The sequence below is a fragment of the Brevibacillus sp. FW301-21C12A genome, from assembly GCF_058788915.1.
Genome location: NZ_JBYTBG010000017.1, coordinates 58,672 through 77,380, shown reverse-complemented (window position 1 = coordinate 77,380; position 18,709 = coordinate 58,672). Strand labels below are relative to the sequence as shown.

Here is an 18,709-nt window from a genome sequence, read left to right as displayed (position 1 = left end):
CTGGAACAGGGGGCTGTTACGTGAAAAGCAACGCACTTGCAACCGAGGAAATGATTCTCGCTGACTTGACGGAGGCGGTAGCGCAATTCTTCGGCCTGACGATCAGCAAAGCCACTCCCATCAACCGGGGGTGGCTCAATTTGAAATGGAAGATCAGCACGGAAGATGGGAGCTTTTTGCTAAAGCAGTACAACAAAGACAGATTTGCCTTGTACCATTCGGCGGACCTGGCTCTCGCTTTTTCCCAGCAAGCGAGATTGCATGCGGCGGGCCTCCCTTGCCCGAAGCTGCTGGCGCACGCCGGACAGTTTTTGTTGGAATCGGCTGGCAAAGAACGGTTTCTGGTCATGGAATTTTGCCCAGGCACCCTCGTTCCGCCGGGAAAAGCAAATGCAGCGCAAATGTACGAGCTTGGCCGGGCGACGGGAACCATGCACCGGCTGCTAAACGACGGAACGGCTGGAACGCAAAAATCCCCGCAGTTTACGCCCCCACGCCGCGAAGAGCGGCTGGCTCATTGGCACTCGGTCTATGACCAGGCGAAAGCAGCCGGAAAGCCGCAGCTTCTCGACAAGATCGAATGGCAAATCCGCGCGACCGAGAGAATGGACCTGGAACGGTTCACCGCTTTGCCCTGCGGGTGGGCGCATCGCGATCTGTGGGCGGACAATATTTTGTTTCGTGCGGAGCGCGTAGCGGCCATCCTCGATTTTGACCGATTGAAGTACGACTACCCGGCGCTTGATGTTGCGCGGGCGGTCCTATCGTACGCGTTGGACGAGCAGTTCGATCCTGCCCTCGCCTCGGCTTTCATGGCCGGATACAAGGAGGAACGGCCTGCGTCGGCGGACGGCTGGTTGGCAACTGCCCTGTCGCTGCTTTGGTATATGGAGAGCACCTGGTGGATTACGGCGCGGATGGACGAGCACAGCGTGCCTCCAGCCCGCTTCGCGAAAGAAATGATCTGGCTGGCTGAGCATGGGGAAAGCTTGGCGGAGATGCTTGAGGGATTATAGGTGGTTGACAGAATATTATTATGGTAAACAAATATGGCGAGGAAAAGTGGAGATTGGAAAGCGGCGGTTTGTTTGTCTGAGGAAATGGCTAATGTATTGTTGAACCATATAGCCCGGCCATATGGCTAAACCGTATTGCCAGACCGCATTGTCACACCGTATTGCTAGACTATACCTAATCAAACCGCATTGCCAACCTGCATCGCCAAACCGCATAGCTATACCACATTGCCCAAGCCCCTCCTTCGCCAAACAACGATGCTTACCAAAATTGTAACCGATCCAAAAAGGCAGCGGCCCACCTGGAGCGTGCTGCACGTATGCTTGCGGCATACTGCGCGTTGCTCCTGACCGACCACTGCCCTTTTATTTTTTACCCGACAAGGCGTATGCCCCCTCTACCTGCCTCGCTTGAGTAGCGTACTCCCCTTCCAGTCAAAGCCGAGCGGGGCCCCGCTTTTTTCCGGGACCCACCCTTGCGCCACCGCTTCCGTGATGATCGCCTCCACGTCAGATGGCTTGATTGCCCGGCGCTCGCGCGTTGGCGCTGAGCCGCTCGCACCCGCCGACCTCGCGTCATGCACGTCCGCTTTGGCATAGACGCGGATCAACTGCCCGGTTCCTTCCGCATGCTGAATCGTGACGACGATCAGCCCGTCGGCAGCGGGGCTGACCACCCAGCGGTATTCCGTTTGCCCCACGGTAATTTTCCGTGTGCCTTTTTTGCTTAACGCCATACCTTCCTCCTGTTCTTCCTGTCGGTCACTTCTGTCGTTGTTCATGATGCATCGGATTGGCTGGGCGCTCGCCTGACTCGGGGAGCGCGAAGCTCATCGCCTGAAACCAGACAAACACAGCGAGCAACAGCAAAGCCCCGACGACGGGATGCCGTAGCGCAAGCAACTTTGCGGACGGCTCCGCCTTCTTCTGTTCAGGCAGATGCCACCTCTCCATCAGCAAAAGACATGCCGTGTACAGCATCACCAGAAAAAACAAAAGCGGCTCCGCCTGCTCCAGCGTTATCATTTCACCAAGCATAGCCCCCATCATGCCCGCCATCAGGCCGGATAGCGTGCCTTCCACCACGGTCAGCGTCGACAAGGGCAAGCCCACCAAAAAGCCTGCCGCCGCGCCTGACGACATCCCCCACAGCGTGGAACGAGAAAGGCTCCCTTGGAATACGAGCCCAAACAACAGACCAGCGATCAGCCCAACCAGCATCCCGATCGCCATGGCGCCTACCATCCCGTGCATCGGCTGTATGTGCCCTCTTCTTCGCCAGACCAGCCAGGCAAACCAGACGTACGCGATAATGACGAACGCAAAAATCTGGAAAACGGCGCTCATGATACCACCTCTACGTATATGTCCCTCCTTACACCGTATGTCCAGGCGGTGCAAAACAGGACAAGAACAAGTGGCGGCGCCCTCTCGCATCGCCCTGCCAAACCAGCCTTCCTGCTACAACTCGATAACCTTTGTCGCGATATTTTTGCAAAACTCGCTGTCATGCTCCACAAACAAAATCGTCGGCGCGTGCTCCAAAAGCAGCTCCTCGATCTGCATGCGCGAAATGACGTCGATAAAGTTCAGCGGCTCATCCCATACGTACAGATGCGCCCGCTCGCACAAGCTTTTCGCGATCAGCACCTTTTTCTTCTGTCCCCCGCTGAAAGCGGCCATATCCTTTTCAAATTGCACGCGGGAAAAATCGAGCTTGCGAAGGATCGCTTTGAACAAGCTTTCGTCCAGCCCGTTGCTTCTGGCGTAATCCGTCAAATTGCCCTGTAGGTGCGATGTATCCTGGGAGACGTAGGAAATTTTCAGTTGGCTTCCTTTGCGGAATGTTCCCGTGTAGCGCACGTCCTCGCCGCAAATCAGCTTGAGGATGCTCGATTTGCCCGAGCCGTTTTTCCCCGACAGCGCGATTCGCTCCCCTTGCGAAACCGAAAAGCGGATGCCGCTCGTGACCTGTTTGTCTCCGTAAAAAATCGCAACGTCCACAAGCTCGACCAGGCGATCTTTATGGTAAGCAAGCGGAGCGATTTTTAACGTGTCGCCTTGCTCCACGTTTTTCAGCAGCTTGGACTTTTCCTCGATGGCCGCATGCTGACGCTGCTCCAGCGATTTTGCGCGCTTCATCATTTTCGCTGCCTTGTGGCCGACGTACCCTTTGTCTACCTTGGAGCCGGAATTTCTCGTGCCGTTTTTCGTTTTTTCCACTTCGTGCGACCAGTTGCTGGTGCGCTTCGCGGACTCGGACAGCCGTCTGATGTCCTTTTTCAGCCGCTCGTTTTCGGCCAGCTCATAGTTGTCCTGCCGCTCTTTGTTCTCCCACCACGTCGAAAAATTGCCTTTTTGAATCTCAATGTTCGTCTTGTTGATAGACAGGATGTGGTCGACGCAGTTGTCGAGAAAAGCTCTGTCGTGAGAGACGAGAATAAAGCCGCTTTTCTTCTGGAGGTAGTCGCTGACGAGCTTTCTGGCGCCCATGTCCAGATGGTTCGTCGGCTCATCAATCAGCAAAAAGCTGTTTTCTTTCAAAAACAAGGCCGCAAGAAGCACCTTCGTCTGCTCGCCGTTGGACAACGTCGCAAATGGCCGCTCCAACACTTCCTCGTCCATCTGCAAAAAGGAAAACTCGCGCAGAAGCTCCCAGTGCATGTAATCGGGAATCATCTCCTGGATGATCTCTGCGGTGATTCGCTCCTTGTTTTCGATTGGATACGGAAAATATTCGAACTGCACCTGCGCCGAGATCGTGCCGCTGTATTCATAGCGGCCGAGCAGCAGGTTCAGAAATGTCGTCTTCCCTCTGCCGTTCCTTCCGGTAAAGCCGAGCTTCCAATCGGTATCAATCTGGAAGCTCACGTTTTCAAAAATGTTATCGAAACTGCCATCATAGGCAAAAGTCAGATTCGTCACTTTGATGGTCGACATAACCTCATCCCCCCTGGATAAAAATAGAAGAGCTGCAAGAAAGTTACTCTCTTGCAGCTCAAATACGTATAACAAAACCTACTCCACCCAGGAGCCGGATTTGGATATATCGCTTGAGTGAACAGATGTAGTAACTTTCTTGCATAGAAGGAAATAAGCATGCGAAAAAAACGCACTTGTTTTCCTTTTTTGAGCAAGAAAGCTTACTTCATCGGCTTCAACTCCAGTCATCAAAGTACAACTATCTTACCATACCGCGCTGCTTCTATCAACTATCCGGCACGCTCGCTCCACGAGCAAATGTCCCGGTGTCGCCAGGCTGCGCGCAGAGCTTCTGCCCCTTGCCCGCCTGGCGAACCGAACCCGAGCGCTTTCGTCATTTGCCGCCGCTTGCGGCTTCGGTTTCCTTCAGCTCCAGCGGATTTTTCTCCAAAAAGTTGGTCGCGAAATGGCCCGAGACAAAATCAGGATGCTCCAGCAGCTTTTCGTGAAACGGAATGGTCGTGTGCACGCCTTCGATCACGAACTCGCGCAAGGCCCGCTTCATGCGAGCAAGCGCTTCTTCGCGGCTTGTGCCCCACACGATCAGCTTGGCGACCATGGAATCGTAAAACGGCGAAATCTCGTAGCACGGGTAAACGGCGCTGTCGACGCGCACGCCGTAGCCTCCCGGCGGCAAGTAGTTGCGGACCTTTCCTGGCGACGGCATGAAATTTTTCGCTGGGTTTTCCGCATTGATCCGGCACTCGATCGCCCAGCCGTTGATTTTGACGTCTTCCTGGGAAAAGGACAGCGGATTGCCCGCCGCGACCGAAATCTGCTCTTTGATGAGGTCGATGCCCGTAATCATTTCCGTGACCGGATGCTCGACCTGGATGCGCGTGTTCATTTCCATGAAGTAAAACTGTCCGTGCCGATCGAGCAAAAATTCGACGGTGCCTGCTCCGTGGTACGAAACCGCCTTCGCGGCCGCGACAGCCGCTTGCCCCATCCGCTCGCGCAGCTCCGGATCGAGCGCAGGCGATGGCGCTTCCTCCACCAGCTTCTGGTGTCGGCGCTGGATCGAGCAGTCCCGCTCGCCCAGGTGAACGACGTTGCCGTGCTTGTCGCCCATCACCTGAATCTCCACATGGCGCGGCTCCTCGACGTATTTCTCCAGGTACACGCCCGCGTTGCCAAAAGCCGTCTCCGCCTCTTTTTGCGCCTGGCGAATTGCTTTTTCCAGCTCCTCGGCGTCAAAGGCGACGCGCATGCCTCTGCCGCCTCCGCCCGCCGTCGCCTTGACGATCACGGGATAGCCGATTTTCTCAGCCACCTGCAGCGCTTCGTCGATGTCGTCGATCAGTCCGTCCGTGCCTGGGACGAGCGGCACATTCGCTGCGCTCATCGTCGCTTTGGCGACAGCTTTGTCTCCCATTTTCGTGATCGCGTCAGGATCAGGGCCGATGAACGTAATCGAACAATCCTGGCACAGTTGGGCAAACGAAGCGTTTTCCGCCAAAAAGCCGTAGCCGGGATGAATCGCATCCACGCCTGTGAGCAAGGCAACCGTCATGATCCGGGCCATGTTCAAGTAGCTGTCCTTCGATTCCTTCGGGCCGATGCAATACGCTTCGTCTGCCAGCTCGACGTGCAGCGCTTCGCGGTCTGCTTCCGAGTAGACGGCGACTGTGGCGATTCCCAGCTCCTGGCACGCCCGAATAATGCGCACGGCGATTTCGCCGCGATTGGCAATCAATACTTTCGTGAACATAGGAACGCTCCTTCTTACTGTGGTTTGACGACCAGCAACGCTCTGCCGTAATCGACGAGCTGACCGTCCGGTACAAGCACTTCCGTCACGATCCCTGCCGCCGGCGACACAATGTCGGACGACAGTTGCAGCGCGTCCACGGTGCAGCGTCCGACTACCTCCTGCGCCTTGATCGCCTGGCCGACGGTCACTTGCGCGTAAAAGATGCCGACGGATGTGGACAGGACAAGCTGTGTCGCTTCCTCTGGCACTTTTTCTTCGGCGACGGTGGCGACAGGCTCTGCCTCAGCCGTGGCCGCTGCTTCCTGGTAGCCTTGCTCGACTTCGCTTGCTTGCACAGGGAGCTCGGCTGCCGCTACAGCGACAGGCTCGCTTTTTTTGATGACGATCCGGGTCTTGCCCTTTTGCCATTCCAGCTCCTCGATCGAGGACTGGTTCACCAGCTTGATAAATTCACGCAGTTCATGCAGCTTCATTCCAAGACGCTCCCCTCTTACAATGGGATGTTCCCATGCTTTTTATATGGACGCTCTTCCTGCTTGTTGCGGAGCATCTCCAACGCCTGGGCGACCTTCAGGCGAGTTTCGCGCGGGTCGATCACATCGTCGACCATGCCCAGGCTGGCTGCGACGTACGGATTGGCGAACTTCTCGCGGTAGAGCGCGATTTTTTCCGCGCGCGTCGCTGCCGGGTCTTCGCTGCTCTCGATTTCCTTGGCAAAAATGACATTGGCTGCGCCTTCCGGTCCCATCACGGCGATTTCCGCATTCGGCCAGGCGTAGACGATATCGGCGCCAATCGACTTGGAGTTGAGCGCCACGTAAGCTCCGCCGTATGCCTTGCGCAAAATGACGGTGATCTTCGGCACGGTCGCTTCCGAGTAGGCGTACAAAATTTTCGCGCCGTGGCGGATGATTCCCCCGTGCTCCTGGTTGATCCCCGGGAAAAAGCCGGAGACGTCCTCGAAGGTCAAGAGCGGGATGTTGAAGCAATCGCAGAAGCGGATGAACCGCGCCAGCTTGTCGGAGGAATGAATGTCGAGTCCTCCAGCCATCACCTTCGGCTGGTTGGCGATGATCCCGACGCTGTGTCCGTCGATGCGGGCCAGTCCGATGACGATGTTGCGGGCGAAGTTCGGCTGCACCTCCATGAAGTCGCCGAAGTCGACGATTTTTTCGATCACCTTGCGCACATCGTACACTTTAGTGCTCTCGGCAGGCACCAGCTCCAACAGTTCCTCCTGCCAGTCCTTGCCGACTTCCGCTTCCGCCACAGGGGCGCGATCGCGGTTGTTTTGCGGCAGGAAGCCAAGCAGCCTGCGCACGCTTTCGAGCACCTCCTGCTCGGACTCGGCCGTGAAGTGGGCGTTGCCGCTGACGGAAGAATGCACCCGCGCGCCGCCCAAATCTTCCGCGGAAATTTTCTCGCCCGTCACCGTTTCGATGACTTTCGGACCCGTAATGAACATCTGGCTTGTCTTTTCCACCATGAACACGAAGTCGGTAATCGCCGGAGAGTAGACAGCGCCGCCTGCGCACGGGCCGAGAATGACTGAGATCTGCGGGATGACGCCGGAGTAGATCGCATTGCGGTAAAAAATCGTCCCGTAGCCGTCAAGCGAGCTGACGCCTTCCTGGATGCGCGCGCCGCCGGAGTCGTTCAGCCCGATGAACGGAGCGCCGTTTTTCGCCGCCAAATCCATCACCTTGGCAATTTTCATCGCGTGCATTTCTCCGAGCGCGCCGCCAAACACGGTAAAATCTTGCGCGAACAAGTAGACGGGGCGCCCGTTGATTTTGCCGTAGCCCGTCACGACGCCTTCGCCGGGCGCTTCCATCTGGTCCAGCCCAAAGTGCGTGGCCCGGTGCTCGACAAACGGATTCAGCTCCACGAACGTGTCCGGGTCGAGCAGCAACTCGATCCGCTCGCGGGCGGTCAGCTTGCCGCGGTTGTGCTGGGCATCAATGCGCGCATCGCCGCCGCCCAACTGGATTTTGAATTTGCGTTCCATCAATTCGTCGATTTTTTCGTACATATCGCTCATCGTCCGACCTTCTTCCTGTCCCTATTTCATGATCGCTTTTTCGTAGACTGCCACCAGTTGCTGAACGGCGCTCGTCGGCGACAGCTCTCCGCTGGCTACAGCCTGTTCAATCGCCGGCAGCAGTTGCGCGACCTGCGGATTGCCGAAAAACGTCGCGCGCAAATAGTCCTGCGCCATGCTGTGCATCCAGTCGAGCAGTTGCGCCTTGCGCCGGGCCTCGAAGCCGCCTGACTTCACGGTCGTCTCGCGGAACTGTCCGATGACGTCCCATATCTCGGGAATCCCTTCGCCTGTCACGGACGAACACATGTACGCCTTCGTCTCCCAGCCGGTTGTCGCAGGCTGCAAGTAGTGCAGCACCCGGTTGTATTCGCCCTTGGCGATCAGCGCGCGGGTGCGGTTTTCCCCGTCTGCCTTGTGAATCAACAGCGCATCGGCAATTTCCATGATGCCTTTTTTGATGCCTTGCAGCTCGTCGCCCGCTCCCGTCAGCATCAGCAGCAAAAAGAAATCGACCATCGACCTGACCGTCGTCTCGCTTTGCCCGACACCGACCGTCTCGACCAGAATCACGTCGTAACCTGCCGCTTCGCAAATCAGCATCGTCTCCCGCGTCTTGCGGTTGACGCCGCCAAGCGTCCCGCCCGTCGCGGACGGCCGGATGAACGCCTGCGGATTGCGCGACAACAGCTCCATCCGCGTCTTGTCCCCGAGAATGCTGCCGCGCGTCACCGTGCTGCTCGGATCGACCGCGAGCACGGCGACCCGGTGGCCTTTTTCGCACAGCATCGTGCCAAATGCTTCGATAAACGTACTCTTGCCCGCTCCCGGCACGCCGGACACGCCGATGCGAATCGAATTTCCCGTGTGCGGCAAAAGCTGGCGGATAACCTCCTGGGCCATCTCCATATGGGCGGCGGAGTTGCTCTCGACAAGCGTAATCGCCTGCGCGAGCACGGTCCGGTTGTTTTCGCGCACGCCCTTTACGTACTGCTCGACGGAGAGGCGCGGGAGGCGGACTTTGGAGGAAAAGTTCAGCGAAGCCTTGCCGTCTCCACCTGCGCTCATAGGCCAGCAGCCTCCAGCCGATGCACAATCTCCTGCAAAACGTGCTGGGCCGCTACCGGAATCACCGTACCCGGACCGAAGATGGCAGCAGCGCCGTGCTCGCGCAAAAACGCGTAATCTTGCGGCGGAATGACCCCGCCGATGACGACGACGATGTCCTCGCGCCCGAGCTTTTTCAGCTCCTCGACGAGTTGCGGCAGCAGCGTCTTGTGCCCTGCGGCCAGCGAGCTGAAGCCGATGACGTGCACGTCGTTTTCCACCGCTTGCTTGGCTGTTTCCTCCGGTGTCTGGAACAGCGGCCCGATGTCGACGTCAAAGCCGAGGTCGGCAAAAGCAGTCGCGATCACTTTGGCGCCCCGGTCGTGCCCGTCCTGGCCCATTTTGGCGATCATGATGCGCGGGCGTCGGCCTTCCCACTGCTCGAACTCGTCCGCCATCTTGCGCACGGCTGCCACTTCTTCCGCATCCGCGTATTCCGAGCTGTAGACGCCGCTGATCGAGCGAATGACCGCTTTGTGGCGGCCGACCACTTTTTCGTAGGCGTCGGATATTTCCCCGAGCGAAGCCCGTGCCCGCGCCGCTTCGATCGCCAGCGCAAGCAGGTTGCCTTCGCCTGTGCGCGCGCACTCCGTAATCGCCGCCAGAGCCGCCTGCACTCTCGCCTCGTCGCGGTTTTGGCGCAGCTCCTGCAACCGCCGGATTTGCGCCTCGCGCACCGCCGTATTGTCGACTTCGAGAATTTCCAGCGGGTCTTCCTTGTCCAGCCGGTATTTGTTTACGCCGATGATCGCTTCCTTCGCCGAGTCGATGTGCGCCTGGCGTCTTGCGGCCGCTTCCTCGATCTTCATTTTCGGCAGGCCGGTCTCAATCGCCTTGGCCATGCCGCCCAGCGCTTCGATCTCTTCGATGTGCGCCCACGCTTTTTCCACGAGCTGCGCCGTCAGCGACTCGACGTAGTACGAGCCAGCCCACGGATCGACGACCTTCGTAATCTGCGTCTCGTCCTGCAAAAAAAGCTGTGTGTTGCGCGCAATCCGGGCAGAAAAGTCGGTCGGCAGCGCGATTGCCTCGTCGAGCGCGTTCGTATGCAGCGACTGGGTATGCCCGAGCGCCGCCGCCATCGCTTCGATGCACGTCCGCACGACGTTGTTGTACGGGTCTTGCTCCGTCAGGCTCCAGCCGGACGTCTGCGAGTGGGTTCGCAGCGCCATCGACTTTTCGTTTTTCGGGTTGAACTGCTTGATGAGGCTCGCCCAGATCAGGCGGGCTGCCCGCATTTTCGCGACTTCCATGAAGTAGTTCATGCCGATCGCCCAGAAAAACGACAGGCGCGGCGCGAATGCGTCGATGTCGATCCCTGCGGCAAGCCCTGTGCGCACGTACTCCAGCCCGTCTGCCAGCGTGTACGCCAGCTCGATGTCCGCCGTCGCGCCCGCTTCCTGCAGGTGGTAGCCGGAAATACTGATGCTGTTGAATTTCGGCATGTGCTTCGAGGTGTAGGCGAAAATATCGGAAATGATCTTCATCGACGCTTCCGGCGGATAAATGTACGTATTGCGCACCATGTATTCCTTCAAAATGTCGTTTTGGATCGTTCCGGTCAACTGGTCCTGCGAGACGCCCTGCTCTTCTGCCGCCACGATGTAAAACGCCATGATCGGCAGCACCGCTCCGTTCATCGTCATCGAGACAGACATTTTGTCCAGCGGAATGCCGTCGAACAAAATTTTCATGTCGAGAATCGAGTCTACCGCCACCCCGGCCTTCCCGACGTCGCCGACGACCCGCGGGTGGTCGGAATCGTAGCCGCGATGCGTCGCGAGGTCAAAGGCAATCGACAGCCCTTTTTGTCCGGCCGCCAAATTGCGGCGATAGAAGGCGTTGCTCTCCTCCGCCGTGGAAAAGCCGGCATACTGGCGCACCGTCCACGGCTGCGTCACGTACATCGTCGGATACGGCCCGCGAAAATACGGCGGCAAGCCCGGCATGTAGCCGAGATGCGTCATGCCTTGCACGTCTTCTTTTGTATAGAGAGGCTTGACGGGAATTTGCTCCAGCGTCTGCCAAATCTGCTCATCCAGAAGCTTTTTCGCTTCGGCGGATGCCACATGGTTTGGAAACAGATCGGAAATGTCCCGGCTGCCACGATACGGCACTTTGGAAAAATCAGGTCTGTTCATCGTGAGCTCACTCCTGTCCGCTCCTGAAGTTCTCGCAGCATCTGATAGCAATTGGAGCGCAAATGGATGCAGTCATCTACACCAGCCGCCTTGTACGCGGCCAACTGCTCGGCGTCAGGCAAGCCGGCAAGCAGCACGGTCATGTCGGCAGCTTCCTGCTTGAGCGCCTGGGCGAGCGGCGGCACCAGTTCGGGATAGCTCGCATCGTCGGAGCAGATGACGGTAATTTTGGCTCCGGAGGCGAGCGCCGCTTCCTTGGCCTCTGCGGCAGTGCCGTATGCTTGCGGGCGCAAAACCGCAAAGCCTCCGACGGCAAAAAACTCGGCGGCAAAATCCGCCCTCGCCTTATGCTTCGCCACAGGGCCGACTGCCGCGAGAAAGACGCTCGGGCGCTGCCCGGTCCTGTGCGTATAGTCGTCCGCCTGTTTGCGGAGCGCTTCAAACGCCTCGGCCGCGCGGTGCGTGCGCAGCGGGGCAATGACGGTCGCTGTTTGCCCGGAGCGGGTCAACGCTTTGGCGAGATCGCCTATGGTCGCTCCGGCGAGCGCGGCCTGTACCGCATGGCCGACCCACTCTTCTGCGTCGTGCGCGAGCTTTGCCAGCCGTTCGGAAAACGCAGACGGCGCTGTTCTCGCCCGATGAGCGTGCAGTGCGGCGATGCGCTGTTCATGCAGGGCAGGTGCCGCCTGTTGCGGCAACGGCTGCTCGGACGGATTCGGATACATATTCGTGCCGACGATGCGGCTTTTGCGCTCGGCGATATCTTTTTCCTTGCGCGCGGCGCTCTCTGCAATCACGCTTTGCGGGAAGCCTTCCGCCAGCGCCCGAAGCATGCCGCCCTTTTCCTCTACCTGCAAAAACAGCTCCCACGCTTTTTTCGCCAGCTCATCGGTGAGCCATTCCACGTACCACGAGCCGCCGGCAGGGTCTGCCACCTTCGCCAGATGGGCCTCCTGCTCCAAAATGATTTGCGTGTTGCGCGCGATTCGTCGGGAAAAATCGGTTGCCGGACGGATCGCTTCGTCGAACGCGGACACATCCAAGCTGTCGACCCCCCCCACAATCGCTGAAAACGCTTCCGTCGTCGCGCGCAGCATGTTGACGTACGGATCGTACACCGTTTTCGTCCAGGCGGCCGTCCGCGCGTGAATCTTCATCTTCTGGGCCTCGGTCGAGCCTCCATAGGAAGCGACGATATTCGCCCAGAGCATTTTCGCGGCCCGCAGCTTCGCGATTTCCATGAACACGTCAGAGCCGACGGAAAAAGAAAACTGCATCCGGCCCGCCGCTTCCTCAATCGACAGCCCGCGCTCCAGCATGGCCTGGATGTAGTCGACGCCCGTCGCCAGCGAAAACGCAAGCTCGGCAACCGCATGACCGCCGCTTTCGTAGTAGGCGTTGCCTTGGACGAGAATCGTTTTGAGCTGCGGCGCATGCTCGCTCGCCCAGCGCGTCATTTTCGCCATGGCGGCAAACGCCGTGTCCAGCGAGTACGGAAGCTCGCCATCTGCGAGCAGCGCTGCCACCGGGTCTTGGCCGATGCAGCCGCGCAGTTCTCCGGCTTTGCACCCGCTCGCTTCCAGATGAGCCAACACGAGGGCAAACACTGGCAAGCCGAGCGGCCCGGATGGGATGAAAATCGGCAGTTCCTCCAGGTTCAGTCCACGCAGCGCCTCAGCCAAATCCTCCACGGAAAAAAGCGAGACGCCTCCTGCTCCGATGTCTTCTGGCAGCGCTTCATCCGGGTCCAGTCCTGCCCGTGCCGCCCGGTCGAGGACGAGGTGCAGCATCGTTTGTCCGCGAGCCAAATCCGCGAGGGCCGTTTCGTTAAACGACTTGGCGTCCGAGGCCGTCATCTCCTGGCAGACCTCCCAGCGCTGTGCGCCGCCTCCGTACGGACTTTTCGTTCCCCTGACAAATGGCGCCTGGCCCGGCTCCACGTCTAGCTGTGGCAATGTTGCGACATCTTCCGTCCGGTAGATCGGCTGGCGGACGATTCCTTCATACGTCTTGGTCAACAGTTTGGCATCGAATGACGCGCCCTTCAACGATTTTTCTGCGGCTTCCCGCCACTGCTCGTACGTCGGCACGGGAAATTGCGTAAACAGCGTGTCTTTGTTCACTTGTCCAGACCTCCCTTCAATCGCGCTTTCCTTCTAGGCAAGCTTTACGAGAAACAGCGGCTGACCATGCTCAACCAACTGACCATTTTCCACCAGTACTTGAACGATTTCCCCTTTTACCTCTGCCTCAATCTCGTTAAACAGCTTCATGGCCTCGACAATACAAACGATGCTTGACGGCTCTACGCGGTCGCCCGCGGAAACGTACGGCGGAGCATCCTCGGCCGGAGCGGCATAGAAGGTCCCGACCATCGGGGAGGTAATTTTGTGCAAACTTTCCGTCTGTTCAGCGACTGCGGCCGGAGCGACTTTTTCTGCTACAGCTACAGCCACAGGTTGCGGCTTCGGTTGCTGGACAGGCGCTTTTTCAGGTTGTGGCAAGGCAACGACCGCAGCCGCTTTTTTGCCAGGCTCCGTCTTTTGCACGTAGGCCGCTTTGTCGGCTGTCGCAGTCTCATTCGTGCGTCGTTTGATGCGCAGGCGGGATTCCTCGTCTTTTACTTCGAGCGATTCTATGTCCGTCTGCTCCAACAGCTTTACAAGTTCTCTCAATTCATAGATCGTCAGCACACTTATTCCTCCCGTGTTCCGAGTCTGTCTTTTACGAACCGACTGGTTGGTCTGTGGAGTGTCTACTGGACCGACCAGTTGGTCTTTTGCTGATTATAGCAAATATCTGAATAATAGTACAGACCAACCAGTCAGTCTGCGCGATACATTTTTAAGCGGACCGTGAAGCGACTATGCCCCTGCTCTCTTGCCAGCAAACGGCGAGTAGCCGCCTGATCCCTCCTGCTTTAAAACGACTTGAACGGCGTGTCGCCAGACGTCAGGAAAAAACGGTTGAACGCCGGATTTTCCATCGCCTCGGGCTTCAAAACGGAATGCAGCACCATGTCGGCGTAAATGTCCGCAATCTGCTCGATCGAGTACGTCCCTGTTTTTTGATACCATTTGTAAATCCAGTTGACCATGCCGAAAATCGCCATGGAGACGATCGGCACAGGCAGCTCCGGCCGAAATTCGCCTGACTGAATCCCGTCCGAGATGACCGTAAACATGATCTTTTTGTAGCGATCCCGCTTCGTTTCAATATCCGTAAAATATTCCGGGGTCAAAAAGAGGCTTTCCTGATAAAAAATCGTTACCTGTGAGCGGTACAGATCAATCATCATGACAAACGATTTTACGATCGCCTGCAGGCGTTCCGTCGGCGTATCCCATTTCTCGTAAGCTTCCTCTGCTTTTTCCAGAACGTACGTAATGAATTGGTCGTGAATGATGTAGAGGAGTTCATCCTTGGATTTGAAGTTGTGATAAAATCCTCCCTTCGAGGTTCCGCTTTCCTTGACGATTTGGTCGACGGTCACCCGGTGGTAGCCATGTGCTTCGAACAAGCGCATGGATGTTTCGATGATTCGTTCTCTGATTGATTTTTCGCTCATTATCTTCACCCGAGATCATTATAGCATAGAAATCCGTTTCTCAATGGCAGATTGCGCGAACAGCAGCCGGGCAGGAAAAACGCCGATTTTTCATCGGGCGAAAAATCGGCGTCGCGTTTTGCGGATGATCGCTATTCGCTTGCGGAAGCTGGAACCACGCCCAAATACTCTTCCAGGGTGATGCCTTGCGCTTTGATTTCCTTGGCGATTTCTGTCCCGACATAGCGCAAATGCCACGGTTCGTACATGTAGCCGGTAATCGCCTCTTTGCCTTCCGGGTAGCGGATGATAAAGCCGTATTCCTGAGCGTGCTCGGCAAGCCACTTCGCTTCTTTTGTGTCCGCAAAGCAGCTCGTCGCGGCGCATTTGCCGTCGATGCCGGAGACGTCGATCGCAAGTCCCGTCTCATGCTCGCTCGTGCCAGGCACGGCGCTGTACGTGCGCGCCTTTTCTACTCCGTCTTTTTGCACGTAGCGGTTGAACAGCGCTTTTTGATAGGTGTGGGAGCGGTAGGCGGATACGCCCGCAAGCGAGACTCCGTCTGCTTTCGCCGCAGCAAACAACGCTTCCAGTGCCGCTGCTGCCTCTTTGCGCAGCTTCCGCTTCTCGCTCTTTTTCGGGAGCAGGTAAGGCACATTCGGGAAAACGAGGTCGGTTGGCGTGTAGTTTTCCGGGAGCTTGCGCTGCTTGTTGACGAGAACGGCCATGCTCGCTGGCTCGGCGACTACCTCGATATCCGCAAGCATCGCCTCGGTGTCTGCGGCCGCTGTGGCAGGCGGCTTTTTCGGCGGTTGCGCTTCGGTTTGCTTTGCCTCATCCGGCTTGGCCTCGGCCGGCGGCGCGGTTTTTGCAGAAGGTGCCGGCTGCTGATCCGCCGGCTTGCTCTCCTCTGGCTTTACGCTCTTCTGCTTCGTCTGTTCCGGCGCTGTCGCGGGCGGAGCCGTTTTTTCCTGCGGAGCAGGCCCGGCCAAGCCGCTGCACCCCGACAGCGCAAGAAGCGCTGCCGTTACCAGTATGATCGGATGGTTTGTACAATTGGCAAAACGTTTCATCTTGACGTCCTTTCGAATCGGGCCCGGCTACAAAGTCAGCCCAAAAGGTGTTGGGTACGTCCTGCAAAGCGGAAGTACGTACCCATTATGACATAAATCGGGCCCGTTTCGTTACAGGAACGTTGTCTGTATCGGCAAAAAATCATCATGCCACCCCGAGCGATCGGTTGTCATACGTACTATTCTTCTTTTTTCGCAAAGTACGTAGCGAGCACCGACCCGGACAGATTGTGCCAGACGCTGAAAATGGCGCTCGGCACGGCTGCCAGCGGGTTGAAGTGAGCGGCTGCAAGCGCGGCGCCGAGACCGGAGTTTTGCATCCCTGTTTCCAGCGTGACCGCTTTGCGCTTGGCCAGGTTCAGCCCGAACAGCTTGGCGAAGAAATAGCCGAGCAAGTAGCCGAGCACATTGTGCAAGATGACGACTGCGAAAATCATCATGCCCGTTTCGACGATCTTGCCTTTGTTCAGGGCGACGACGATCGCCACGATCAGCACAATCGCGATGGTGGATACGAGCGGCAGCGCTTTTGCACTCGCCTCCGCCTGCTTGCCGAAAAACGCCTTGACGATGACACCGAGTACAATCGGCACAATCACAACCAGGACGATATCGAGAAACAGCGACTTCGCATCAATCGCCATCCACTTGCCGGCCAAAAGCGAGATGAGCGCAGGCGTGGCAATCGGCGCGATCAGCGTGGACACGGCGGCGATGGACACACCGAGCGCCACGTCCCCTTTTGACAAATAGGTCATGACGTTGGACGCCGTTCCGCTTGGACAGCAGCCGACCAAAATGACGCCGACGGCAATATCAGGCGGAAGCTGCAACGTAACCGCGAGGATGAACGCGAGCGAAGGCATAATCAAATAATGGCCGACGACGCCGATCAGCACATCGACTGGCCTGCGAAACACTTCGCGAAAATCTTCGGACGACAATGTCAGCCCCATCCCGAACATAATGCTCCCGAGCAAAAACGAGATGTAGCCTTTTCCTCCGACGAACGCTTCCGGCATGAAAAAACCGAGAATGGCAAACAGGATCACCCATAGCGAAAACGTGCTGCCGACAAACTTGCTGATTCTCTCCACAGTATGCATGTTTCTCTCTCCTACTCTTTCTCTATGTTTTACGGCTATTTAAAATATTTTTGATTATACTGCACGTTTTTTGATTCTTCTATCCTTTTCGACCATTCTATCTATACTTAAAACCTATACAGCTATAGCCTGCGCGTAACAAAGCAACAAAAAGACGCGCTGTTGTGCAAGCGCGTCTTCGGGTTCCGCCCTGGAGCACAGCCACTTCGTGCGCCGTGCTGCCGCCTTTTTTATTTTTGCAAACTCACCTGATCGAGCATCAGATGGAAAAGCCCTGGATGTCCGTGCTGATGACGGCGAGGTTTTCCAGGTTGCGGATCGGTACGAGCAAAGCGTCGCGCAGCTCCAGCTCCTGCGCCTTGGCGTAGATCGCAAGCCTTTTGGCCGGGTCTGTCTCCACTCTTCCGGCGTCAAGTAGCCTGTCCAGCTCCGGGTTGCTGTACTGAAAGCTGTTTCCGGCCCCGCCGCCCTGGGTGTGAAACAGGTTGTACTGATTGTAGTCCGCATCGCCTGTCGCATTGCCCCAGCCGCTGACGAATATTTCGTGGGTCCTCGTCTTCTCGATCTGCGTGACAAAATCGGCGTAGCTGACCACTTCGAGCCTGGCATCAATCCCGATTCCTTTTAGCTGCGAGCGGATCACCTGCGCGACCATAACGCGGTCGTTGCGGTCATAGGTCAGCATGCGGATGGAAAAGCCGTTCGGATAGCCGGCTTTGGCGAGCAGCTCCCGCGCTTTGTTCAAGTCGTACGGATAGCTTTTGACGGAAGGACTGTAGCCGAACACTTTCGGGCCGAGCGGCGAATTGGCCTGCGTTCCTACGTTGTTGTACACGCCTTTGATGATCGCGCCCGTCTCGATGGCAGAGCTGATCGCCTGTCTGACGCGGAGATCGCGCAGCGGCCCCGCCGCCACGTTGAACCCGATAAACTCCGTGCCCAACGCCTCGCTGCGGTAGACGCGCAGACGATTGGACGCGGACAGCCGCTCGATGTCCTGCACCGGAATGGACTCGGCCACATGGGCCTCGCCGTTTTCGACCAGCGCAATCCGCTTCGTGTCGTCGGCGACGACGCGGAAAACGACGCGATCGAGCTTCGGCTGATCGCCCCAATAGTGCGGGTTTTTGTCCAGCACGATCTGCCGGCCAGGCTCCCAGGAGCGAAACAGAAACGGCCCTGTCCCGACAGGGTGCGCGGAAAGCTCGCGGCCGTACTCGTCGATGGCTTTCGGGCTGATGATGCTGCCTTCGTGACTGGCCAAAATGGACAGCAGCGGCGCAAACGGCTTTTCCAAAAGAAACTGCACCGTGTACGGGTCGATGATTTTGACTTCCTTGATCTTGTCGAACATCGCAGCCCGCGGAGAAGCCGTTTTTGGGTCCATCACCCGGTCCAGCGTCTTTTTGACCGCTGCAGCGTCAAACGGTGTACCGTCGTGGAAGAACACGCCCTGACGCAGCTTGAACTCCCACACCAGGTCGTTCACCTGCCTCCAGGAGAGGGCAAGCTGCGGCGCGATCACCATGTTGGCATCCCGCTTGACCAGCCCCTCGTAAACTTTTTGGTGCACCACACTGGCTGCATTGATGGTAGAAATGAAGTGCGGGTCGAGATTGGTCGCATCAGACATGCGGGCGACGACCAAGGTGCCTCCCTCAGCCCCCGCTTTTGGTGGCGGGCTCTCGTTTTCCGCAGGCGGTTCCACCCCCATGGAACAGCCCGCAAGCATCGTCGCTGCGAGCAGCAGTCCAAGCAAGCTGTGGAAAAGTCTCTTTCGGATCATGGTGGACTCTCTCGCATCCTTTCCCTGTAAGCCTGTGAGGCGCGCTTGTTTTGGATGAGAAAACTTGGCTGCGCCAAGCCATTGCCTTAGCCTTCGTTGCCCTTATACTGGATAAGAATCTTATCCATTCTTAAACTGTACAAAAAGACCGCCCTTCCCAAAAAAATCCACAGAGAATGGCGGCCCGATCCTCGCG

15 protein-coding genes are annotated in these 18,709 nt (G+C 57.5%); 1 reads left to right on the top strand and 14 read right to left on the bottom strand.

What is annotated here, in order from left to right; translation table 11 throughout:
• The first annotated feature begins 20 nt into the window (after positions 1-20).
• The gene (locus AC3WQH_RS13060; RefSeq protein ID WP_026557146.1) at positions 21-1,016 is read left to right on the top strand and encodes a homoserine kinase; all 996 of its coding nucleotides are present in this window, start codon (positions 21-23) and stop codon (positions 1,014-1,016) included.
• A gap of 398 nt (positions 1,017-1,414) precedes the next feature.
• Here the strand turns inward: AC3WQH_RS13060 and AC3WQH_RS13055 are convergent, their stop codons facing one another.
• The 14 genes from AC3WQH_RS13055 to AC3WQH_RS12990 all read right to left on the bottom strand — a co-directional run bounded on the left by AC3WQH_RS13055 (position 1,415) and on the right by AC3WQH_RS12990 (position 18,513).
• Positions 1,415-1,753: a hypothetical protein gene (locus AC3WQH_RS13055; RefSeq protein WP_005829576.1), complete on the bottom strand. Its 339-nt coding sequence runs from the start codon at positions 1,751-1,753 to the stop codon at positions 1,415-1,417.
• 25 nt (positions 1,754-1,778) lie between these two features.
• Positions 1,779-2,363: a hypothetical protein gene (locus AC3WQH_RS13050; protein WP_492332072.1), complete on the bottom strand. Its 585-nt coding sequence runs from the start codon at positions 2,361-2,363 to the stop codon at positions 1,779-1,781.
• Between the two features lie 114 nt (positions 2,364-2,477).
• Entirely contained in the window at positions 2,478-3,956 is a 1,479-nt protein-coding gene (locus AC3WQH_RS13045) for an Lsa family ABC-F type ribosomal protection protein (RefSeq protein WP_492332071.1), read from the bottom strand.
• A 376-nt stretch (positions 3,957-4,332) separates the two neighbouring features.
• A complete protein-coding gene (gene accC, locus AC3WQH_RS13040) occupies positions 4,333-5,709 on the bottom strand; it encodes an acetyl-CoA carboxylase biotin carboxylase subunit (protein ID WP_492332070.1) in 1,377 nt (458 codons plus the stop codon).
• 14 nt (positions 5,710-5,723) lie between these two features.
• A complete protein-coding gene (locus AC3WQH_RS13035) occupies positions 5,724-6,185 on the bottom strand; it encodes an acetyl-CoA carboxylase biotin carboxyl carrier protein (protein ID WP_492332069.1) in 462 nt (153 codons plus the stop codon).
• 17 nt (positions 6,186-6,202) lie between these two features.
• Positions 6,203-7,753 (bottom strand): acyl-CoA carboxylase subunit beta, encoded by a 1,551-nt coding sequence (locus AC3WQH_RS13030; protein ID WP_025847690.1) that lies wholly within the window; start codon positions 7,751-7,753, stop codon positions 6,203-6,205.
• A gap of 21 nt (positions 7,754-7,774) precedes the next feature.
• The gene (gene meaB, locus AC3WQH_RS13025) at positions 7,775-8,821 is read right to left on the bottom strand and encodes a methylmalonyl Co-A mutase-associated GTPase MeaB (protein WP_005829564.1); all 1,047 of its coding nucleotides are present in this window, start codon (positions 8,819-8,821) and stop codon (positions 7,775-7,777) included.
• A complete protein-coding gene (gene scpA, locus AC3WQH_RS13020; RefSeq protein WP_005829562.1) occupies positions 8,818-11,001 on the bottom strand; it encodes a methylmalonyl-CoA mutase in 2,184 nt (727 codons plus the stop codon). The genes meaB and scpA overlap by 4 nt, the downstream gene beginning before the upstream one ends.
• Complete coding sequence (locus tag AC3WQH_RS13015) at positions 10,998-13,124, bottom strand: methylmalonyl-CoA mutase family protein (RefSeq protein WP_310669938.1); 2,127 nt, start codon at positions 13,122-13,124, stop codon at positions 10,998-11,000. The genes scpA and AC3WQH_RS13015 overlap by 4 nt, the downstream gene beginning before the upstream one ends.
• Before the next feature lie 33 nt (positions 13,125-13,157).
• Positions 13,158-13,694: an acetyl-CoA carboxylase biotin carboxyl carrier protein gene (gene accB, locus AC3WQH_RS13010; RefSeq protein ID WP_025847684.1), complete on the bottom strand. Its 537-nt coding sequence runs from the start codon at positions 13,692-13,694 to the stop codon at positions 13,158-13,160.
• Between the two features lie 227 nt (positions 13,695-13,921).
• Positions 13,922-14,569: a TetR/AcrR family transcriptional regulator gene (locus AC3WQH_RS13005; RefSeq protein ID WP_005829556.1), complete on the bottom strand. Its 648-nt coding sequence runs from the start codon at positions 14,567-14,569 to the stop codon at positions 13,922-13,924.
• 131 nt (positions 14,570-14,700) lie between these two features.
• Positions 14,701-15,621: a M15 family metallopeptidase gene (locus AC3WQH_RS13000; protein ID WP_007786394.1), complete on the bottom strand. Its 921-nt coding sequence runs from the start codon at positions 15,619-15,621 to the stop codon at positions 14,701-14,703.
• Between the two features lie 179 nt (positions 15,622-15,800).
• Positions 15,801-16,727 carry a bile acid:sodium symporter family protein gene (locus AC3WQH_RS12995; RefSeq protein WP_025847681.1) on the bottom strand — a complete coding sequence of 309 codons (927 nt, stop codon included), beginning with the start codon at positions 16,725-16,727 and terminating at the stop codon, positions 15,801-15,803.
• A gap of 259 nt (positions 16,728-16,986) precedes the next feature.
• Positions 16,987-18,513 carry a glutathione ABC transporter substrate-binding protein gene (locus AC3WQH_RS12990; protein ID WP_290425993.1) on the bottom strand — a complete coding sequence of 509 codons (1,527 nt, stop codon included), beginning with the start codon at positions 18,511-18,513 and terminating at the stop codon, positions 16,987-16,989.
• Positions 18,514-18,709 lie beyond the last annotated feature (196 nt).